We start from the raw sequence: 14,091 nt of genomic DNA on the forward strand, positions 1-14,091 counted from the left end.
ATGGTTGATGATCAGGCCGCGTCCGGCGGCGGCAGGCGCTCGGCCTCGTATTCTCCGGCGACGAGCAGTCGCCGCAGCAGCTTGCCGACCGGCGATTTCGGGATCGCGTCGACGAAGACGTAGCGGCGCGGCCGCTTGAAATTGGCAAGGCCAGAGGTGCGGCAAAACTGTTCCAGCTCTCTTTCCGACACCGCGCGATTGCGCTTGACGAAGGCGGCGACGACCTTGCCCCATTTCTCGTCGGCGACGCCGACCACCGCGACCTCGTCAACAGCGGGATGCAGCGACAGGCAGCTCTCGATCTCGACCGGCGAGACGTTCTCGCCGCCGGTGATGATCATGTCGTCGACGCGGCCGGTGACGAAGAGATCGCCGTCGGGATCAATGAGGCCGGTATCGCCGGTAAAGTACCAGCCCTCCCGCAGCGATTTGGCGTCGGCCTCGGGGCGGCGCCAGTAACCTTCGAAAGCTTCGTCGCCGACGAGGGTCGCGATGATCTCGCCCTCCTCGCCGACGGCGGCGATATCCGCGATCGACTTCGCGCCGATACGCACGACCTTGACGTGCTGGTTCAGCCCGGCCTTGCCGGCCGAGCCGGGTTTTGCAGCGGCGTTCTGGTCGATCGTGAAGGTGTAGATCTCGGAGCTGCCGTAGTGATTGACGAACAACTCCGGCTTGAACGCCTCGTTGAGCTTCTTCAGCAAACCATCGGTCATCGAGGCGCCGGCAAAGCCGAGCTTGCGCACGCTGGAGACGTCGGTTTTGGCAAAGGCCTCGTGATGGACGAGGTCATGATAGAGCGTGGGCACAAGATAGAGGTTGGTGATCGCTTCCTGCTCGATCAGCGCCAGCGCCTGGCGGCTGTCATAGCGCGGCAGGCAGATGAACGTGCCGCCGATCAGCGACATCGCCAGCAGCGAGCGGACGCCCATGGTGTGGTAGAGCGGCATGACGCCGAGCGTGCGCTCGCCGCGGCCGTAGAGATTTTGCGCGACATGGGCGATCGCCGCGGCGCGTTCGGCGCGATGCCGGCGCGGCACGCCCTTCGGGCGCGAGGTCGTGCCTGACGTATAGAGCATGATCGACCAGGCGTCGGTGCCGACACGCGGCGCGGCGTCCGGCGCACTGTTTTTGATCAAATCGGCAAAGCTCGTCGCCTCGCCGGTGCCGGGATCGACGGACACGCGCAGCAGCTTGCCCGCCAGCGCCGAGCCCTGCACCGCCTCAGCGGAAATGTCCTGATAGACGATCGCGCAAGCTTCGGCGTTCTCGATGCAGTAATCGAGCTCATCCGCCTTGGCGCGCCAGTTGATCGGCGTGATCACGAGGCCGGCGAACTGGCACGCCCAGTGCAGCGTCGCCGCTTCCCAGCGGTTCTGCAGCAGCGTGACGACGTGGTCGCCCGGCTTGAGGCCGAGACGGTCGAACGAGGCCACGAGCGCGGAGATCTTGTCGTACCATTGCCGGTAAGTCAGACGGAGGTCGCCGTCGACCAGGGCAATCGCGTGGGGATCGCGCGCGGCACTGGCGATAAAGCTCCTGGCGAGATCAAGCATTCGACGTCTCTTTTTTGGATAAAGCAAGCTCAGCAGCGGCATCTAACGCCGCCTGGATGATCGGGGTGTAGCCGGTGCAGCGGCAGATATGCCCGCTGAGGAGATCGCGGATCTCGACCTCCGTCGGCGCCGGATTCTTCGCGAGGTAATGATCGAGCGACATCAATATGCCGGCGGTGCAGAAGCCGCACTGGAGCGCGTGGTTGCGGCGAAAGGCTTGCTGCAGCACGCCGAGCCGGTCGGCAGAAGGTGCGAGCCCTTCCACCGTCTCCAGCTCGCAACCCTCGACCTGAGCCGCGAGCGTAAGACAAGAGCGCGTCAGCATGCCGTCGACGACGATTGTGCAGGCGCCGCAGACGCCGTGCTCGCAGCCGACATGGGTGCCGGTCGCACCCAACTGGTGACGCAGGAAGTCAGACAGCAGCATGCGCGGCTCGGCTTCTGCCTCGACCGGCTTGCCGTTGAGCGTGAAGCGGACCGCATGGCGCTGATCGGCCTTGAGACGGGTCATTGCAGCACCTCGCCGATCAGGTCGCGGCCGATCCTGCGCACGAGGTCGCGGCGGTAACGCGCGGTGGCGTGGACGTCATCGCGGGCGCCGAGTTCGTAGGCGAAGGCATTCAGCGCATCGTCGAGCGCGCTGCCCTCCAGCCGCGGCCAGTCGCGCGCGGTTGGCACGTCGGCGACACCACCAACAGCGAGGCGCACGCCCGTTGACGTTTTCATCGCGGCGCAGGCGACGATGGCAAAATCGCCGTGACGGCGCGCGACCTCGCGGAAGGCGACGCGCGCTCCTTTGACCACAGGCAGCGAGATGCCCTCGATCAACTCGTCATCGGCACGCGCGGTCAGCATCATGCCGGCAAAGAAGTCTTTGGCAGCGACCCGGCGCCGTCGCTTGGCGTTGCGCAAAAATACCTCGCCGCCGAGCGCGACCAGCGCGAGCGGCATCTCGGCGCTGGGATCGGCATGTGCGAGCGAGCCGCAGATCGTGCCGCGGCTGCGGGTCTGCACGTGCCCGACCCAGGGCAGCGCCAGCGACACCAGCGGCAGCGTTTCGGCCAGATCAGGCCATGCCAGCAAATCGGCCTGGCGCACCCCGGCGCCGATGACGACGGCATCGCCCTTCCGCTCCATCTGACGCAGCTCCCTGAGCCGCATGATGTCGATCAGCAGCTTTGGCTTGGCGAGGCGCATGTTGAGCATCGCCATCAACGACTGCCCGCCGGCGAGCACGCGGGCATCGCCGCCCTGCTGCGCGAGGCCTTCGAGGACATCGCCAACGCTCTCGGCGCGGAGATAGTCGAATGCGGGCGGCTTCATCGGCGCCCCCCGAATAGGCTAGCGAGCTTCGCCAACACGGCGAACAACGAGAAGCCGCCGCCCTCCGCGCCACCACCGCCGGCTTTACGAGCAAGCGCGGTGAAGAACTGGCCGATGATCACGCGCGTCGCGCCATCGAGCAGACGGCCGCCGATGCTGGCGACCTTGCCGCCGATCGCAGCGTCAAAGCTGTAGGTCAGCCTGGTTCCGCCATTGCCGTCGGGCGCGAGCGTGATGCGTCCTTCAGCATTGCCGAAGCCGAGCGCGCCGGTGGCGCCGCCGCGCAGGGTGACCGCGCGTGGTGGATCGAGATCAAACAGCTCGACATCGGCGCGATAGCGACCGCTGACGGGGCCGATGCCGAGCGTGACGTCGGCGCGGAAATGCGTGTCGGTGATCCTGTCGACACTCTGGCAGCCGGGAATGACCGATTGCAACGTGGCGGGATCGAGCAGCATCGCCCAGACCTGCTCTGGCGCGCCCTTCACCGAGGCCTGCCCCTCGCCGCGCAGCCGCCGGTCACCCTCGCGCACCGGCGCAGCAGTCGCACCGCCAGCGGGCGGCGGCGGCTCGGCACCGCGCACCAGTTCGGCAAGCCGCGCCGGCACCAGCGGCAAAGTGAGGTCGTCCACGCCGAGCGCATCCGCGACCGCATTGGCGAGGCACACCGGCGTCGACATGCAGTTTCCTTCACCGACGCCCTTCGCGCCAAGCGGCGTGAACGGCGACGGCGTCTCCAGGTGGAAGATCTCGGGCTCCGGCACCTCTGTCGTGGTCGGCAGCAAATAGTCGGCGAGCGTTCCCGTCAGAAAACTGCCGTCTTCGGCGTAGGCATATTCCTCGAGCAGCGCGGCACCGAGCGCCTGGGTAAAGCCGCCGCGGATCTGGCCGTTGACCATGCCGGGATGCAGGATGGTGCCGCAATCGTGCATGGTGACGTAGCGGTCGATCCGCGTCTCCATGGTGACGGGATCGATCTCGACGCCGCAGAAGTCGAAGATGAAGCCGTGACAGAGCGAGGAGTTGATGCGGTCGTCCTCGTCGGGCGGCGTCAGCTCCGGCGGCGTCCAGAACACGGTCTCGCGGATGGTCTGGCCGGCATCGTCAGGCAGCGAGCCAGGCGACCAGTGGCTGAGCGCGGCCACGCGCGAGAACGCAATGCGGTTCTCCGGATTATGCTTCGAGGCGACGAAGCCCTTTGCGAAGACGATGTCGGCGGCTTCGACGTTAAGCTGGCTGGCGGCGATGCGGGCGAGCCTGCCGGCGACGCGCTCGGCCGCGAGCTTTGTGGTGCCCGCCACCGCCGCCGCAAAGCGGCTGGCGTAATTGCCCGATGCGATCGACCAGGCGTCCTTGGCGGTGTCGATCTCGGTGTTGACGCGGATGTCTTTCGGCTGGAGGCCAAACACATCGGCGACGACCTGTGACAGCACGGTGCGATGGCCCTGCCCCTGCGGCACCGACGCAACATGAACGGTGACGCTGCCGACCGGATCGAGCCCGACCGTGGCCGTCGCCTGCGCGCCGTTCTTGGGACCGGCCTTGCGGCGCTCGGCCGCTGTCAGCACGGTCGTGATGTAACCCATGTTGGAGACGCTGGGCTCGACCACCGCGGTGAAGCCGATGCCATAGAGACGGCCCTGCGCCCGCGCCGCGTCGCGCTTCGCCTTCAGCTCGGCAAGTATGCCCTGCTCCACCGCGCGCGCGACGGCTTCCTGGTAATTGCCGGAATCGAGCAGCGCGCCGGTCGCGGTGCGATAGGGAAATGCGCCGGCGTCGATCAGGTTGCGCTTGATGACATCGAGCGGATCGAGGCCAAGGCCGGTTGCGATCCTCTGGACCAATCGCTCCAGCGCGAAATAGACTTGCGGGCCGCCAAAACCGCGGTTGAGACCGGTCGGTGTCTTGTTGGTGACGACGACGCGGTTGCGGATCTTGACGTGGGGAATGTCGTAGGCGCCGGTCAAATTGCCATGCATGCGATACAGCGTCGCCGGCTCGGGCGCCCGCAGATGCGCGCCGCAATCCTCGACCTGGTCCCAGTCCAGCGCGAGGATCTTCCCGTCCGCGGCTACCGCCGCCGACAATTTCGTCGCGCGGTTGGTCGCCGACACCGATGCGGTGAGATGCTCGAGCCGGTCCTCGATCCACTTCACCGGCTTACCAGTGATACGTGCTGCGGCCGCGATCAGCACGATATAGGGAAATACGCCCTGCTTGACGCCAAAGCTACCGCCGGAATCCGGCGGCGTACGCAGCCGCAACCGGTTGCCCGGGACCTTCAGTGCCCGCGCAATGACCGTGTGGATGCTGAACGGGCCCTGGAAATTGGCGAGCACCTCATAGGCGTCTTCGCCGGCATCGTGCGAGGCGACGACGCCGTAGGTTTCGATCGGCGTGCAGGAATTGCGGGGATAGCGGATGTCGATGGAGAAGCGATGCGGCGCATCCGCGAAGGCCTTCTCGGGATCGCCATAACGGAAGTGGCGATCGCTGGCGAGATTGCCGGGAAAGCCGTCATGGAGAATGGGCGCGCCGGGCGCGAGAGTCCCGAGCGGATCGACGACCGCAACGCGCGGACGATATTCGATATTGATCAGCTCGGCCGCATCCTCGGCACGCGCACGATCGGTTGCGACCACCACAACAACGGGTTCGCCGACATAGCGCACGCGGTCCATGGCGATCGGCCAGCACTCGACCGCTGCCTTCACGCCGACGACGAGGCTCGTGGTGACGGTCTTGACGTCGCTGCCGTTCAAAACCGCGGCGACGCCCGGCAGGCGCTTTGCAGCGTCAGCATCGATCGAGAGAATATCGGCATGGGCATGCGGCGAGCGCAGGATCGTCGCATGCAGCGTGCCGGGCGGGACGCCGAGATCGTCGATGAAGCGGCCGCGGCCCGTGAGCAGCGCTGCGTCCTCGACGCGCTCGATCGAACGCCCGACCCACGGCTCATCGCCTCGTTCCGGATTTGCGGATTTGACCGCCTGCAACATGTCCCGGCATACCTCCCGACGCGCTCTTTGACGCGGCGGTGACAGATGTCAGGACGGCGGCGGCGCGGGCCATACCGCCCGCTCTCACGACTTACCAAATCGTCTCATTCGAGAGCGTGCAGCGCAATATCAGCCTGCGAGGCTCAACCAGCAAGACGCGAGACGTTGCGAAACTCGCGCGGGCTGACGCCGGCATGATCGCGAAAGAAGCGCGTGAAATGCGCCGGCTCCGGAAAGCCAAAGCGCTCGCTGAGTTCGCCGAGCGGCGTGTCCTCGCGCATGACCGCTTCGAGCGCGCGTTCCATGCGGACGACGTTGAGATAGATCTTTGGCGAGATACCGAGTGAGGTCTCGAACAGGCGGAAGAATTGCGCGCGCGAGAGCCCTGCGCCCTTCACGAACTGATCGACATTGCCGTAAGAGTCCTGCACGCGCATCGCGTCCATCGCGCGGCGGATGCGCCAGTCGCAGCTCACAGCGCTCATGCCGCGGATCGAAATCGGAAAGCTCCGCCACGGCGTGAAACGCTCGATCACCGCGATCATCAGGTCGGACAGCGTCTGCACGTGGGTGCGCACGGCGTCTGGATTCGCCATCATTTCAGCCGCCAGATGCAGCGTGAGCTGGCGGATGCGCGGCGACACCTCGCCCGAGGGCCGCTCGAAGAAGCCGGGCGCGCCGCTTGCGGCCCAGCCGGGACGGAACTCCTTCAGCCATTCCGGCTCGATATAGAGCGCCATGATCAGCGTGCGCGGACGATTGGCGTCATGCACATAGGCATGCGGTTTCCAGCCGTCGACCAGCACGGCCGCTGTATCAGTCAGCGGCGTCACCTGGTCGCCGACCATGAACTGCGTGTCCGCGCCCTCGACCTTGAGCAGGACGTGACAGTGATGATGGGCGTGGCGGACCAGCGAACGGTCCATGTCGAGCAGCGCGACCCTGCCGAAAGCGCCATGAGCGATGCGCAGGGCCGTCGACATCAGTTCCATCCTCCCGGCAGCATTGCGCTGCAAAATGATCGCTTCATTGGCGCGGCACTATTAGCGGCACCCGCTTCATATTCCAACCGCGCACAAAGACGCAAGTTGCAGGCGGGTGGTACTCCGCTCATGCGCGCGCCTCCGCAAGCAGACGCGCGACCGCTGCACTGGGGTCGGCCTGCAACGCGGTGGCGAGATCGACGTCCTCCTCGCCCTTGACGCGGATGCGCTTGAAGGCGAGCTCTGGCGCGCTGACCGGCGCGGTCGCATCGAGCCCCATCTTGGCGCTGATGCCGTTGTCGGTGGTCGGATCGAGCTTCGAGCCGAGCGCACCGGCGACGACCATGAGGTCGCGGTCGGCCTGGAAGCGCGTAGCCACCGCCCATTCGATCTCGTCGGACGAGGAGATGTCGACATCCTTGTCCACCACGATCACCTGCTTGATGTCGTAATGCGCGCCGAAGGCGCACATCATGATGTTCTTGGGCTCACCGTCATTGGCCTTGTCGATCATGATCGCGAGATGATAGCGGCAGGTGCCGCCGCGCGTCAGGCGGACGTCGAGCACATTGGGAAAGCTGCGGCGCAGATGCTGCAGCAGCGTCGCCTCACGCGGCACGCCGCCGAGGATGAGATGTTCGAAACCGCCGCCGACGATGGTGTGGAAGATCGGCTTGGCGCGATGCGTGATCGCATCGACCTCGATCACTTCGCGATTGGCGCGCGGACCGTAATATTGAGGGAATTCGCCGAACGGGCCCTCGGGCTCACGCACGCCCTGGAGAATGCGCCCCTCGATCACGATCTCCGCATGGGCGGGCACGCGGACCGAATTGGTCCGGCACTTCACGACATCGACGGGCGCACCTAACAGCGCACCGGCAATCGCCATCTCGTCCTCGTCCAGCGCGGCGATCGCCTGCGAGGCCAGCATCAAGGCCGGATGCGCGCCGATCACGATCGCGATCTCCAGCGCCTGGCCCAGCTCTTCGGCGAGACGATAATAGGAGAAAGTATGCCGCGGCAGCAGCAACACGCCGATGCGGTTCCTGCTGCTGATCTGACAACGATGGATCGAGACGTTCTGAACGCCCGTCTTGGGATTGCGCGCGATCAGCAGGCCGGCCGTGATATAGGGACCGCTGTCGCGCTCATTGTGCTTGGGCACCGGAAGCTGGCGGAGCAGATCGACGTCTTCGTGGACGACGTCCTGCACCGGCCCGGTAGGCACCTCATGCGTCGGCAACGGATGGTTCGCGGCAGCGAGGAACCCCGGCAACAACTCGTCCTCGGTCACACCGATGGAATCGGCCACCCAGTCGCGGCCGGCGAACAGGTTGGCGACAACGGGAATCTCGTGCCCGTCGGGGCGCGGAAACAGCACGGCGCTGTCGCGCTCCAGCCGCTTGGCGACGGCAGCGAGCTCATCGGCGAGGCCAATGCCCTCGCGGGCAATCGCGAGCTTGCCGCGTTCAGCGAGGTAAGCGAGCCAGCCGCGCAGATCGGCTTGCGCCGTGGCGCTCTTCCTGGCCGGATTTTCCATTTGCATGAACTTTATCCTTAGCGTCTAACGGTCAGGGCGCGATCTTGCGCAGCTGCGGCGGGCGGCGCTTGAGCGCCTCGTCCTCGCCCCAGCGGCGCACGACGCCGATATCGATGTCGAACAGGTCGAGCACGCGGCCGACGGTGTGCTCCACCATGTCTTCGAGGTTCTCGGGCTTGGCGTAGAAGGCCGGCACCGGCGGCGCGATGATCGCGCCCATCTCGGAGAGCGCCGTCATCGTTCTGAGATGCCCGGTGTGCAGCGGGGTCTCGCGCACCATCAGCACCAGGCGCCGGCGCTCCTTGAGCACGACGTCGGCGGCGCGGGTCAAAAGCGTCGTGGTCACGCCGGAGGCGATCTCGGACATCGAGCGCATCGAGCACGGCGCCACGATCATGCCGGCGGTCCGGAACGAGCCGCTGGAGATGGCGGACGCCATGTCGTCGATCCCATGGCAGACATTGGCGAGATCCCTCACCTCCGCGATCTTCAGATCGGTCTCGTAGGCAAAGGTCAGCTCGGCGGTCTTCGACATCACCAGATGCGTCTCGACGCCGGCATTGCGCAGGAGCTGGAGCAGGCGCACGCCATAGGTGACGCCGGAGGCGCCGGAAATGCCGATGATCATCCCCTTGGGCATTGAGTCCTGCATAGGTCTGGTTTCGCTCCCTCGGGCACGCGCCCTTGAGGCTGCGGTCCATAACCAGACTAGGCAATCGCATCCATCAGAACAAATAATGATTGCTTATGTCACCAATCATCTGAAATGATAACAAAGGACAAGACCGGCGAACGAAGGACAGCCCCGTGGAACTCAGGCAAATGCAATATTTCCTGTGCCTGGCCGAGGAGAAGAACGTCACAAGGGCTGCGCGCCAGCTCAACATCGTGCAGCCGGCGCTGAGCATGCAGATCGCCAAGCTCGAGGCCGAGCTCGGCCAGAAACTGTTCGACCGCAGCGTCCAGGGCATGACTCTGACCAGCGCCGGCGAAGCGCTGGTGCGGCTGACGGCGCCGATCGTGCGCGATGCCGAATATGCGCGGCAGGAGATGGCGCAGCTCGGCGGGCGCATCTCGGGCCGCGTTTCGGTCGGCCTCATCACCTCGGTGGCGCAGAGCACCATGGCGAGCTCGTCGGCGACGGTCGCGAGCCGCTACCCCGAGATCACGCTGTCAGCCTGCGAGGGCTACACCGAGACGCTGGTCGACTGGGTCAACACCGGCCAACTCGATCTCGCGCTCATCAACGTGCCGCGCCGCAAGACGCCACTGGCCGCGCATCATGTGATGGACGAGGAGATGGTGTTCGCCTGCCGCAAGGACGGCCCGATCAGGCCGCCGGCAAAACTGCCTTTCGACCACATCGCGAATGTCGACCTCGTGCTGCCCTCCAAGCGCCACGGCCTGCGACTGATTCTCGACGAGCACGCCGCCGCAATCGGCATCGACCTGCGCCCGCGGCTGGAGCTCGACACCCTGCCCGCGCTTTGCGACGTGATCGCGACCACTGACTTTGCGACGGTGCTGCCGACCATCGCGCTCCGGCAATCGCTCGCCAGCGGCAGCATCCGGGCGCATCGCTTCGACGAGCAGAGGATCGTGCGCTCGATTGCATGGGTGCATCACCCAAGGCGCGCCGTCTCAGTCGCAGCCAAGGCCGTGCTCGATGTCATCAGCCAGGATCTTGCGCAGGCCGCCGCCGTGGCGAGCGGGTTCGTGGAGCCTGCCTCGGGTAACGCAACTTCGCCCTCACGTAAGGAGCGCAGGAAACCGAGTCGGAAGGCGATCTCCTGAATGCAGAATTCCGCGCGGACAAGATGTCACGCCCGCTGCAAAATGAGACGCGCTGGTAAGTTTTGAGACCAGCCGACATCACGGCCGGAATGGCCTGCTAACTACAGTCCAGGCGCAGAAGCTCGCGAACCTGGCGCTCATCCCGATGACTCCTGTCCCGGACGATTCCAGGTCTTGCAGAACAAGACACAGGGAGGTCCAGTCCGAGATGACACGGTTCGGTCGCAGCAAGATCGCGGACAGCACGGCGCCGTGCGCCAACGGCTTTCGCCTCAACCGTAGGTCCTTGCTGTCGTTTGGCGCGGGCGCAGCGCTCGCCGCCACGGGACTTCGTACTGTACGAGCACAGGAGTATCCCGCCCGGCCGGTGCAAGTGCTCGTGCCCTTTGCCGGCGGCAGCGCCAGCGACGTCGTCACGCGCATCCTGCTCAACCGAATGTCCACATCGCTCGGGCAGGCCTTCGTGGTCGACAACCGCCCCGGCGCCGGCGGCAATATCGGCACCGCCGCGGCGGCTCATGCATCGCCTGACGGTTACACCTTGTTGATGAGCACCTCCGGTCCGCTGGCCGCGAACAAGTCTCTCTACAAGGACCTCCCCTACGATCCGCTGAAAGATCTCGCCCCGATCGGTCTGTTTGCGACGCTGCCGAATGTCATCGTGATCAACTCGAAGCTGCCGCCAAAATCGCTGGCCGAGCTGATCGACTACGCCAAGACGCATCCGCGCGAGCTAAACTACGGGACCGTCGGCGTCGGCTCCTCGCAACACCTGTCGGCTGCCTACTTCGAGCAGCTCACGGGCGCCGAACTGACGCACGTGCCCTACCGCAACATCGCCGCCTACACGCCGGACTTCATTGCCGGACAGGTCCCGCTCGGCTTCCAACTCCTGCCGAACGTCCTCGGTCTGATCAAAAGCGGTGATGCACGTCCGCTCGCGGTTGCCAGCGACAAGCGCATGACGGCGCTGCCGGATGTGCCGACCGCGGCCGAGGCCGGCCTTAAAAATTACGAGAGCGCGGCCTGGCTCGCGCTGCTTGCGCCGGCGAATACCGAGAAAGCCGTCGTCGAAAGGCTGTATAAAGCGATGGCCGAAGCCGTGAACGACCCGAAAGTGCGCGCCCTCTTCGTCGAACAGGGCGCGGAGCCGCTGGTGATGGACCCGCACGGCCTGAAGGAATTTATGGCCTCGGAAGCCGCGAAATGGGCGAGGATCATCAAGAAAATCGGCATCGAGCCGATGTGACTCCGAGGCTCCGCCTCTCGTGGCTCTTGCTATTCTGCACGCTATAATGCGCCACGGTACTCTGCTCGTGGAAGCACGTGGAATTCACGCACCGATCGAGGTTAAGTGGGGTCAACGCTCGAATACGAAAGGAAGTGAGAACCTCCCCACCAAACCACGCCAAATTGCGAGACAGCCGCCGCCCATACTACCCCCACTCAGTCGTTTAGCACGCCGGCTCGTCATTGATTTCTAAGAAGAAATTCTCAACTCCGACGGAGCAATGCCGCCGGTATACCCGCTGCAAATTTTTGCTCTTGAATTCACAGGAAAAATTCATCGACCCGAAGCGCTAGCAATTCCGCTACCTATTGGGGTCTATCGACAGGATCGCCCCTCGCTTGCGTATCCAAGACTGATACAGGCTCACAGGCACGGAGATTTCAAGATACCGTCAAAGACAGAAAGGTGCCCGTCCCGCTGCTATCCGGCAGCAGTGGAGGAAAGCTCCGCATCAGAAAACGCCGTCTTCTTGATTCGGTTCGGGGTCAAAGCTGACGCATTTGGGGTCGCGGCGAACGCGAGTGTGCATTCAAAGTCTCTGAGCGCGCCCATCATCCGAGTTCACGCCAGGAACCGCGCAACACCTTCGCGGATACAGGCTAGGATTTCGTCCTGCCGCTCCTCAAGACGGGAGACCGGCCCGCCGACACCGAGGACCAGATTGCGTCCAAAGTCGCGCTTTGGCAGCAGGACTGCAATCACACCCGCATCCTGGACGATGATGTGCTTTGAAAACATGTAGCCGTCGCGCCGGATGCCGTTAATTATCTTCATCAACGCTTTCAGTTCGAAGTGCTCTTCCGGCGGGCAAACGGCATTGATGCGGCGCAGGAGCCGTTCAATCTCAACGTCGGTATGACCACTGAGCAGCGTGCGTCCGATTCCGCTGATCGCAAGCGGCCGGACATCACCGGGTTTAACTTCAAAGCGCAGGCGCTTGCTGGTTTGCAGGGCGTGAATGTACTGAGCATGCAGATCAGATTGTGTGCTGATGCTTACAAGCTCGTCGAGCTTCCCATGAACGAAATCAACCAAGGCAAGGATGGCGCTGTCGCCGAAGAGCCCGGTGTCCAGCCATCGGCCCATCTGCGCAATGCGCATCGTCGGCATATAGGTGCGATTGTAGCTGTCGTAGAACAGGTATCCGAGCATCGCCATGCTTTTCAGCAGGGCCGCGGCACTGGACGTCGGATAGTCGCACTTGGTCGCGACTTCCTTGAGTGAAATCGGGCGCTTCACATCCTCGAAGTACTCGAGGACTTCGAAGATCCGCTTGGCCGACTTGATGCTGGAATCCATCGCTTACACATTGGAAAGAGTTCCGCACTATGGGACGACCCTCGTCAAGCGGTCCCTGAGCGTTGCGAGCATTACCAATTCTCCGGCCTCCCTCGCAACCAGTTCTTCCATATATATGGAAATGAAACTACATATATGTAATTTATGGACTCTGAGCCGCGCCGCTCCTAGTGTTCTTCCTGGTCGACGAGGCCCGGCGTCATAGCCGCTCAAAAAACAAACGTCACACACACCGGTGGGCGTGCTGCAGGGAGACGTCATGGAGCCGGGAATGGAATGCTGCGATCGACTGATGTCGACTGGCCGCTGCGCGGGCGTCCCGTCGCCAAGTTGAACCTCCTCCGACGATTCTCCTCGAATGTCGACCGTCGCATTCACGTCGGTGACGCTGACCGGGCCACGGCGCGCAGCAGCGGCAACATTAGGACCGAACAGGGATTTGCTTGCATGGACTACAGATTGCCTGAAGGCAGCTGCGATTGTCATTTTCACATCTACGGCCCCTTCGATCGCTTTCCGCAGGGAGACGAGGGACGATTTACCGCCGCGAAGCCGTTCACCATCGAAGACGCCTTTGTCATCTGGGACAAGCTCGGCATCACGCGTGGTGTCATTGTCCATGCGGTCGGATCGGGAGACGACAACGCCGTCACTTACGACGCGCTGCGTCGCTACCCCGACAGGCTTCGCGCCGTCGCGATCCTGCGGCCTGACGTCTCGGATCGGCGGCTCGATGAACTCACCGACGCCGGCTTCAAGGCGGTGCGCGTGACCATGATCCGGCAGGACGGCAAGCCAGTCTCGACGCTCGGCACCAGCTACGACGATCTGGTCAAGCTCGCCCCTCGCATCGCGGAGCGCGGCTGGCACGCCCAGCTCTGGATCGAGAGCTCGGATCTGGCCGCCGCCGCGGCCGAACTCGAGAAGCTGCCACTCGACTACGTGATCGACCACATGTCACGGACGATGGCTGACAAGGGCCACGAGCACCCGGATTTCCGGGCCTTCACCGACCGGCTGAAGACCGGGCGTTACTGGACCAAGATATCCGGTGCCGACCGCAACACGCGCATCGGCCGTCCCTATGCGGACACGGCGCCCTTCATGCGCGCCATCGTTCGGGCGGGGCCCGACCAGGTCGTGTGGGGCAGCGATTGGCCCCATGTCGGCCACAGCGCCGAGACGATGCCCGACCTCCAGGACCTGCTTCGTCTGTTGCACGAATGCGTACCTGATGAGGCCACCCGCCGAAAGATCCTGATCGCCAATCCGGCGCGGCTCTACAATTTCTGACAGGACCGGG

11 protein-coding genes are annotated in these 14,091 nt (G+C 64.3%); 3 read left to right on the forward strand and 8 right to left on the reverse strand.

The genetic code is table 11. The features are described 5' to 3' along the window. Nucleotides 1-11 precede the first annotated feature (11 nt). The 7 genes from IVA92_RS03405 to IVA92_RS03435 form a co-directional block, all read right to left on the reverse strand. Nucleotides 12-1,556 (reverse strand): AMP-binding protein, encoded by a 1,545-nt coding sequence (locus tag IVA92_RS03405; protein WP_247279445.1) that lies wholly within the window; start codon nt 1,554-1,556, stop codon nt 12-14. Next, nucleotides 1,549-2,067, reverse strand: a complete 519-nt coding sequence (locus IVA92_RS03410; RefSeq protein ID WP_247279446.1) for a (2Fe-2S)-binding protein — start codon at nt 2,065-2,067, stop codon at nt 1,549-1,551. Before IVA92_RS03410 ends, IVA92_RS03405 begins: the two co-directional genes overlap by 8 nt. Then, entirely contained in the window at nt 2,064-2,879 is an 816-nt protein-coding gene (locus IVA92_RS03415; protein WP_247279447.1) for an FAD binding domain-containing protein, read from the reverse strand. The genes IVA92_RS03410 and IVA92_RS03415 overlap by 4 nt, the downstream gene beginning before the upstream one ends. Further along, the gene (locus IVA92_RS03420) at nt 2,876-5,878 is read right to left on the reverse strand and encodes a molybdopterin cofactor-binding domain-containing protein (RefSeq protein WP_247279448.1); all 3,003 of its coding nucleotides are present in this window, start codon (nt 5,876-5,878) and stop codon (nt 2,876-2,878) included. Before IVA92_RS03420 ends, IVA92_RS03415 begins: the two co-directional genes overlap by 4 nt. A 143-nt stretch (nt 5,879-6,021) precedes the next feature. Then, complete coding sequence (locus IVA92_RS03425; RefSeq protein WP_247279449.1) at nt 6,022-6,861, reverse strand: AraC family transcriptional regulator; 840 nt, start codon at nt 6,859-6,861, stop codon at nt 6,022-6,024. A 127-nt stretch (nt 6,862-6,988) separates the two neighbouring features. Beyond that, entirely contained in the window at nt 6,989-8,410 is a 1,422-nt protein-coding gene (locus IVA92_RS03430) for a UbiD family decarboxylase (protein ID WP_247279450.1), read from the reverse strand. 25 nt (nt 8,411-8,435) lie between these two features. Beyond that, a complete protein-coding gene (locus IVA92_RS03435; protein WP_247279451.1) occupies nt 8,436-9,056 on the reverse strand; it encodes a UbiX family flavin prenyltransferase in 621 nt (206 codons plus the stop codon). 170 nt (nt 9,057-9,226) lie between these two features. Here IVA92_RS03435 and IVA92_RS03440 point away from each other — a divergent pair, with 170 nt between their 5' ends. Together IVA92_RS03440 and IVA92_RS03445 are read left to right on the forward strand one after the other, a co-directional pair. Then, nucleotides 9,227-10,198: a LysR family transcriptional regulator gene (locus IVA92_RS03440; RefSeq protein ID WP_247279490.1), complete on the forward strand. Its 972-nt coding sequence runs from the start codon at nt 9,227-9,229 to the stop codon at nt 10,196-10,198. A gap of 208 nt (nt 10,199-10,406) precedes the next feature. Further along, nucleotides 10,407-11,447, forward strand: coding sequence for a tripartite tricarboxylate transporter substrate binding protein (locus IVA92_RS03445; protein WP_247279452.1), 1,041 nt, complete (start codon nt 10,407-10,409; stop codon nt 11,445-11,447). 603 nt (nt 11,448-12,050) lie between these two features. On the opposite strand, the gene IVA92_RS03450 is transcribed toward IVA92_RS03445, so the two are convergent. Continuing rightward, nucleotides 12,051-12,788 carry a helix-turn-helix domain-containing protein gene (locus IVA92_RS03450; RefSeq protein WP_247279453.1) on the reverse strand — a complete coding sequence of 246 codons (738 nt, stop codon included), beginning with the start codon at nt 12,786-12,788 and terminating at the stop codon, nt 12,051-12,053. A 447-nt stretch (nt 12,789-13,235) separates the two neighbouring features. Here IVA92_RS03450 and IVA92_RS03455 point away from each other — a divergent pair, with 447 nt between their 5' ends. Next, nucleotides 13,236-14,081, forward strand: coding sequence for an amidohydrolase family protein (locus tag IVA92_RS03455; RefSeq protein WP_247279454.1), 846 nt, complete (start codon nt 13,236-13,238; stop codon nt 14,079-14,081). Nucleotides 14,082-14,091 lie beyond the last annotated feature (10 nt).

This window comes from Bradyrhizobium sp. 154, assembly GCF_023073875.1.
Taxonomy (GTDB): Bacteria; Pseudomonadota; Alphaproteobacteria; order Rhizobiales; family Xanthobacteraceae; genus Bradyrhizobium.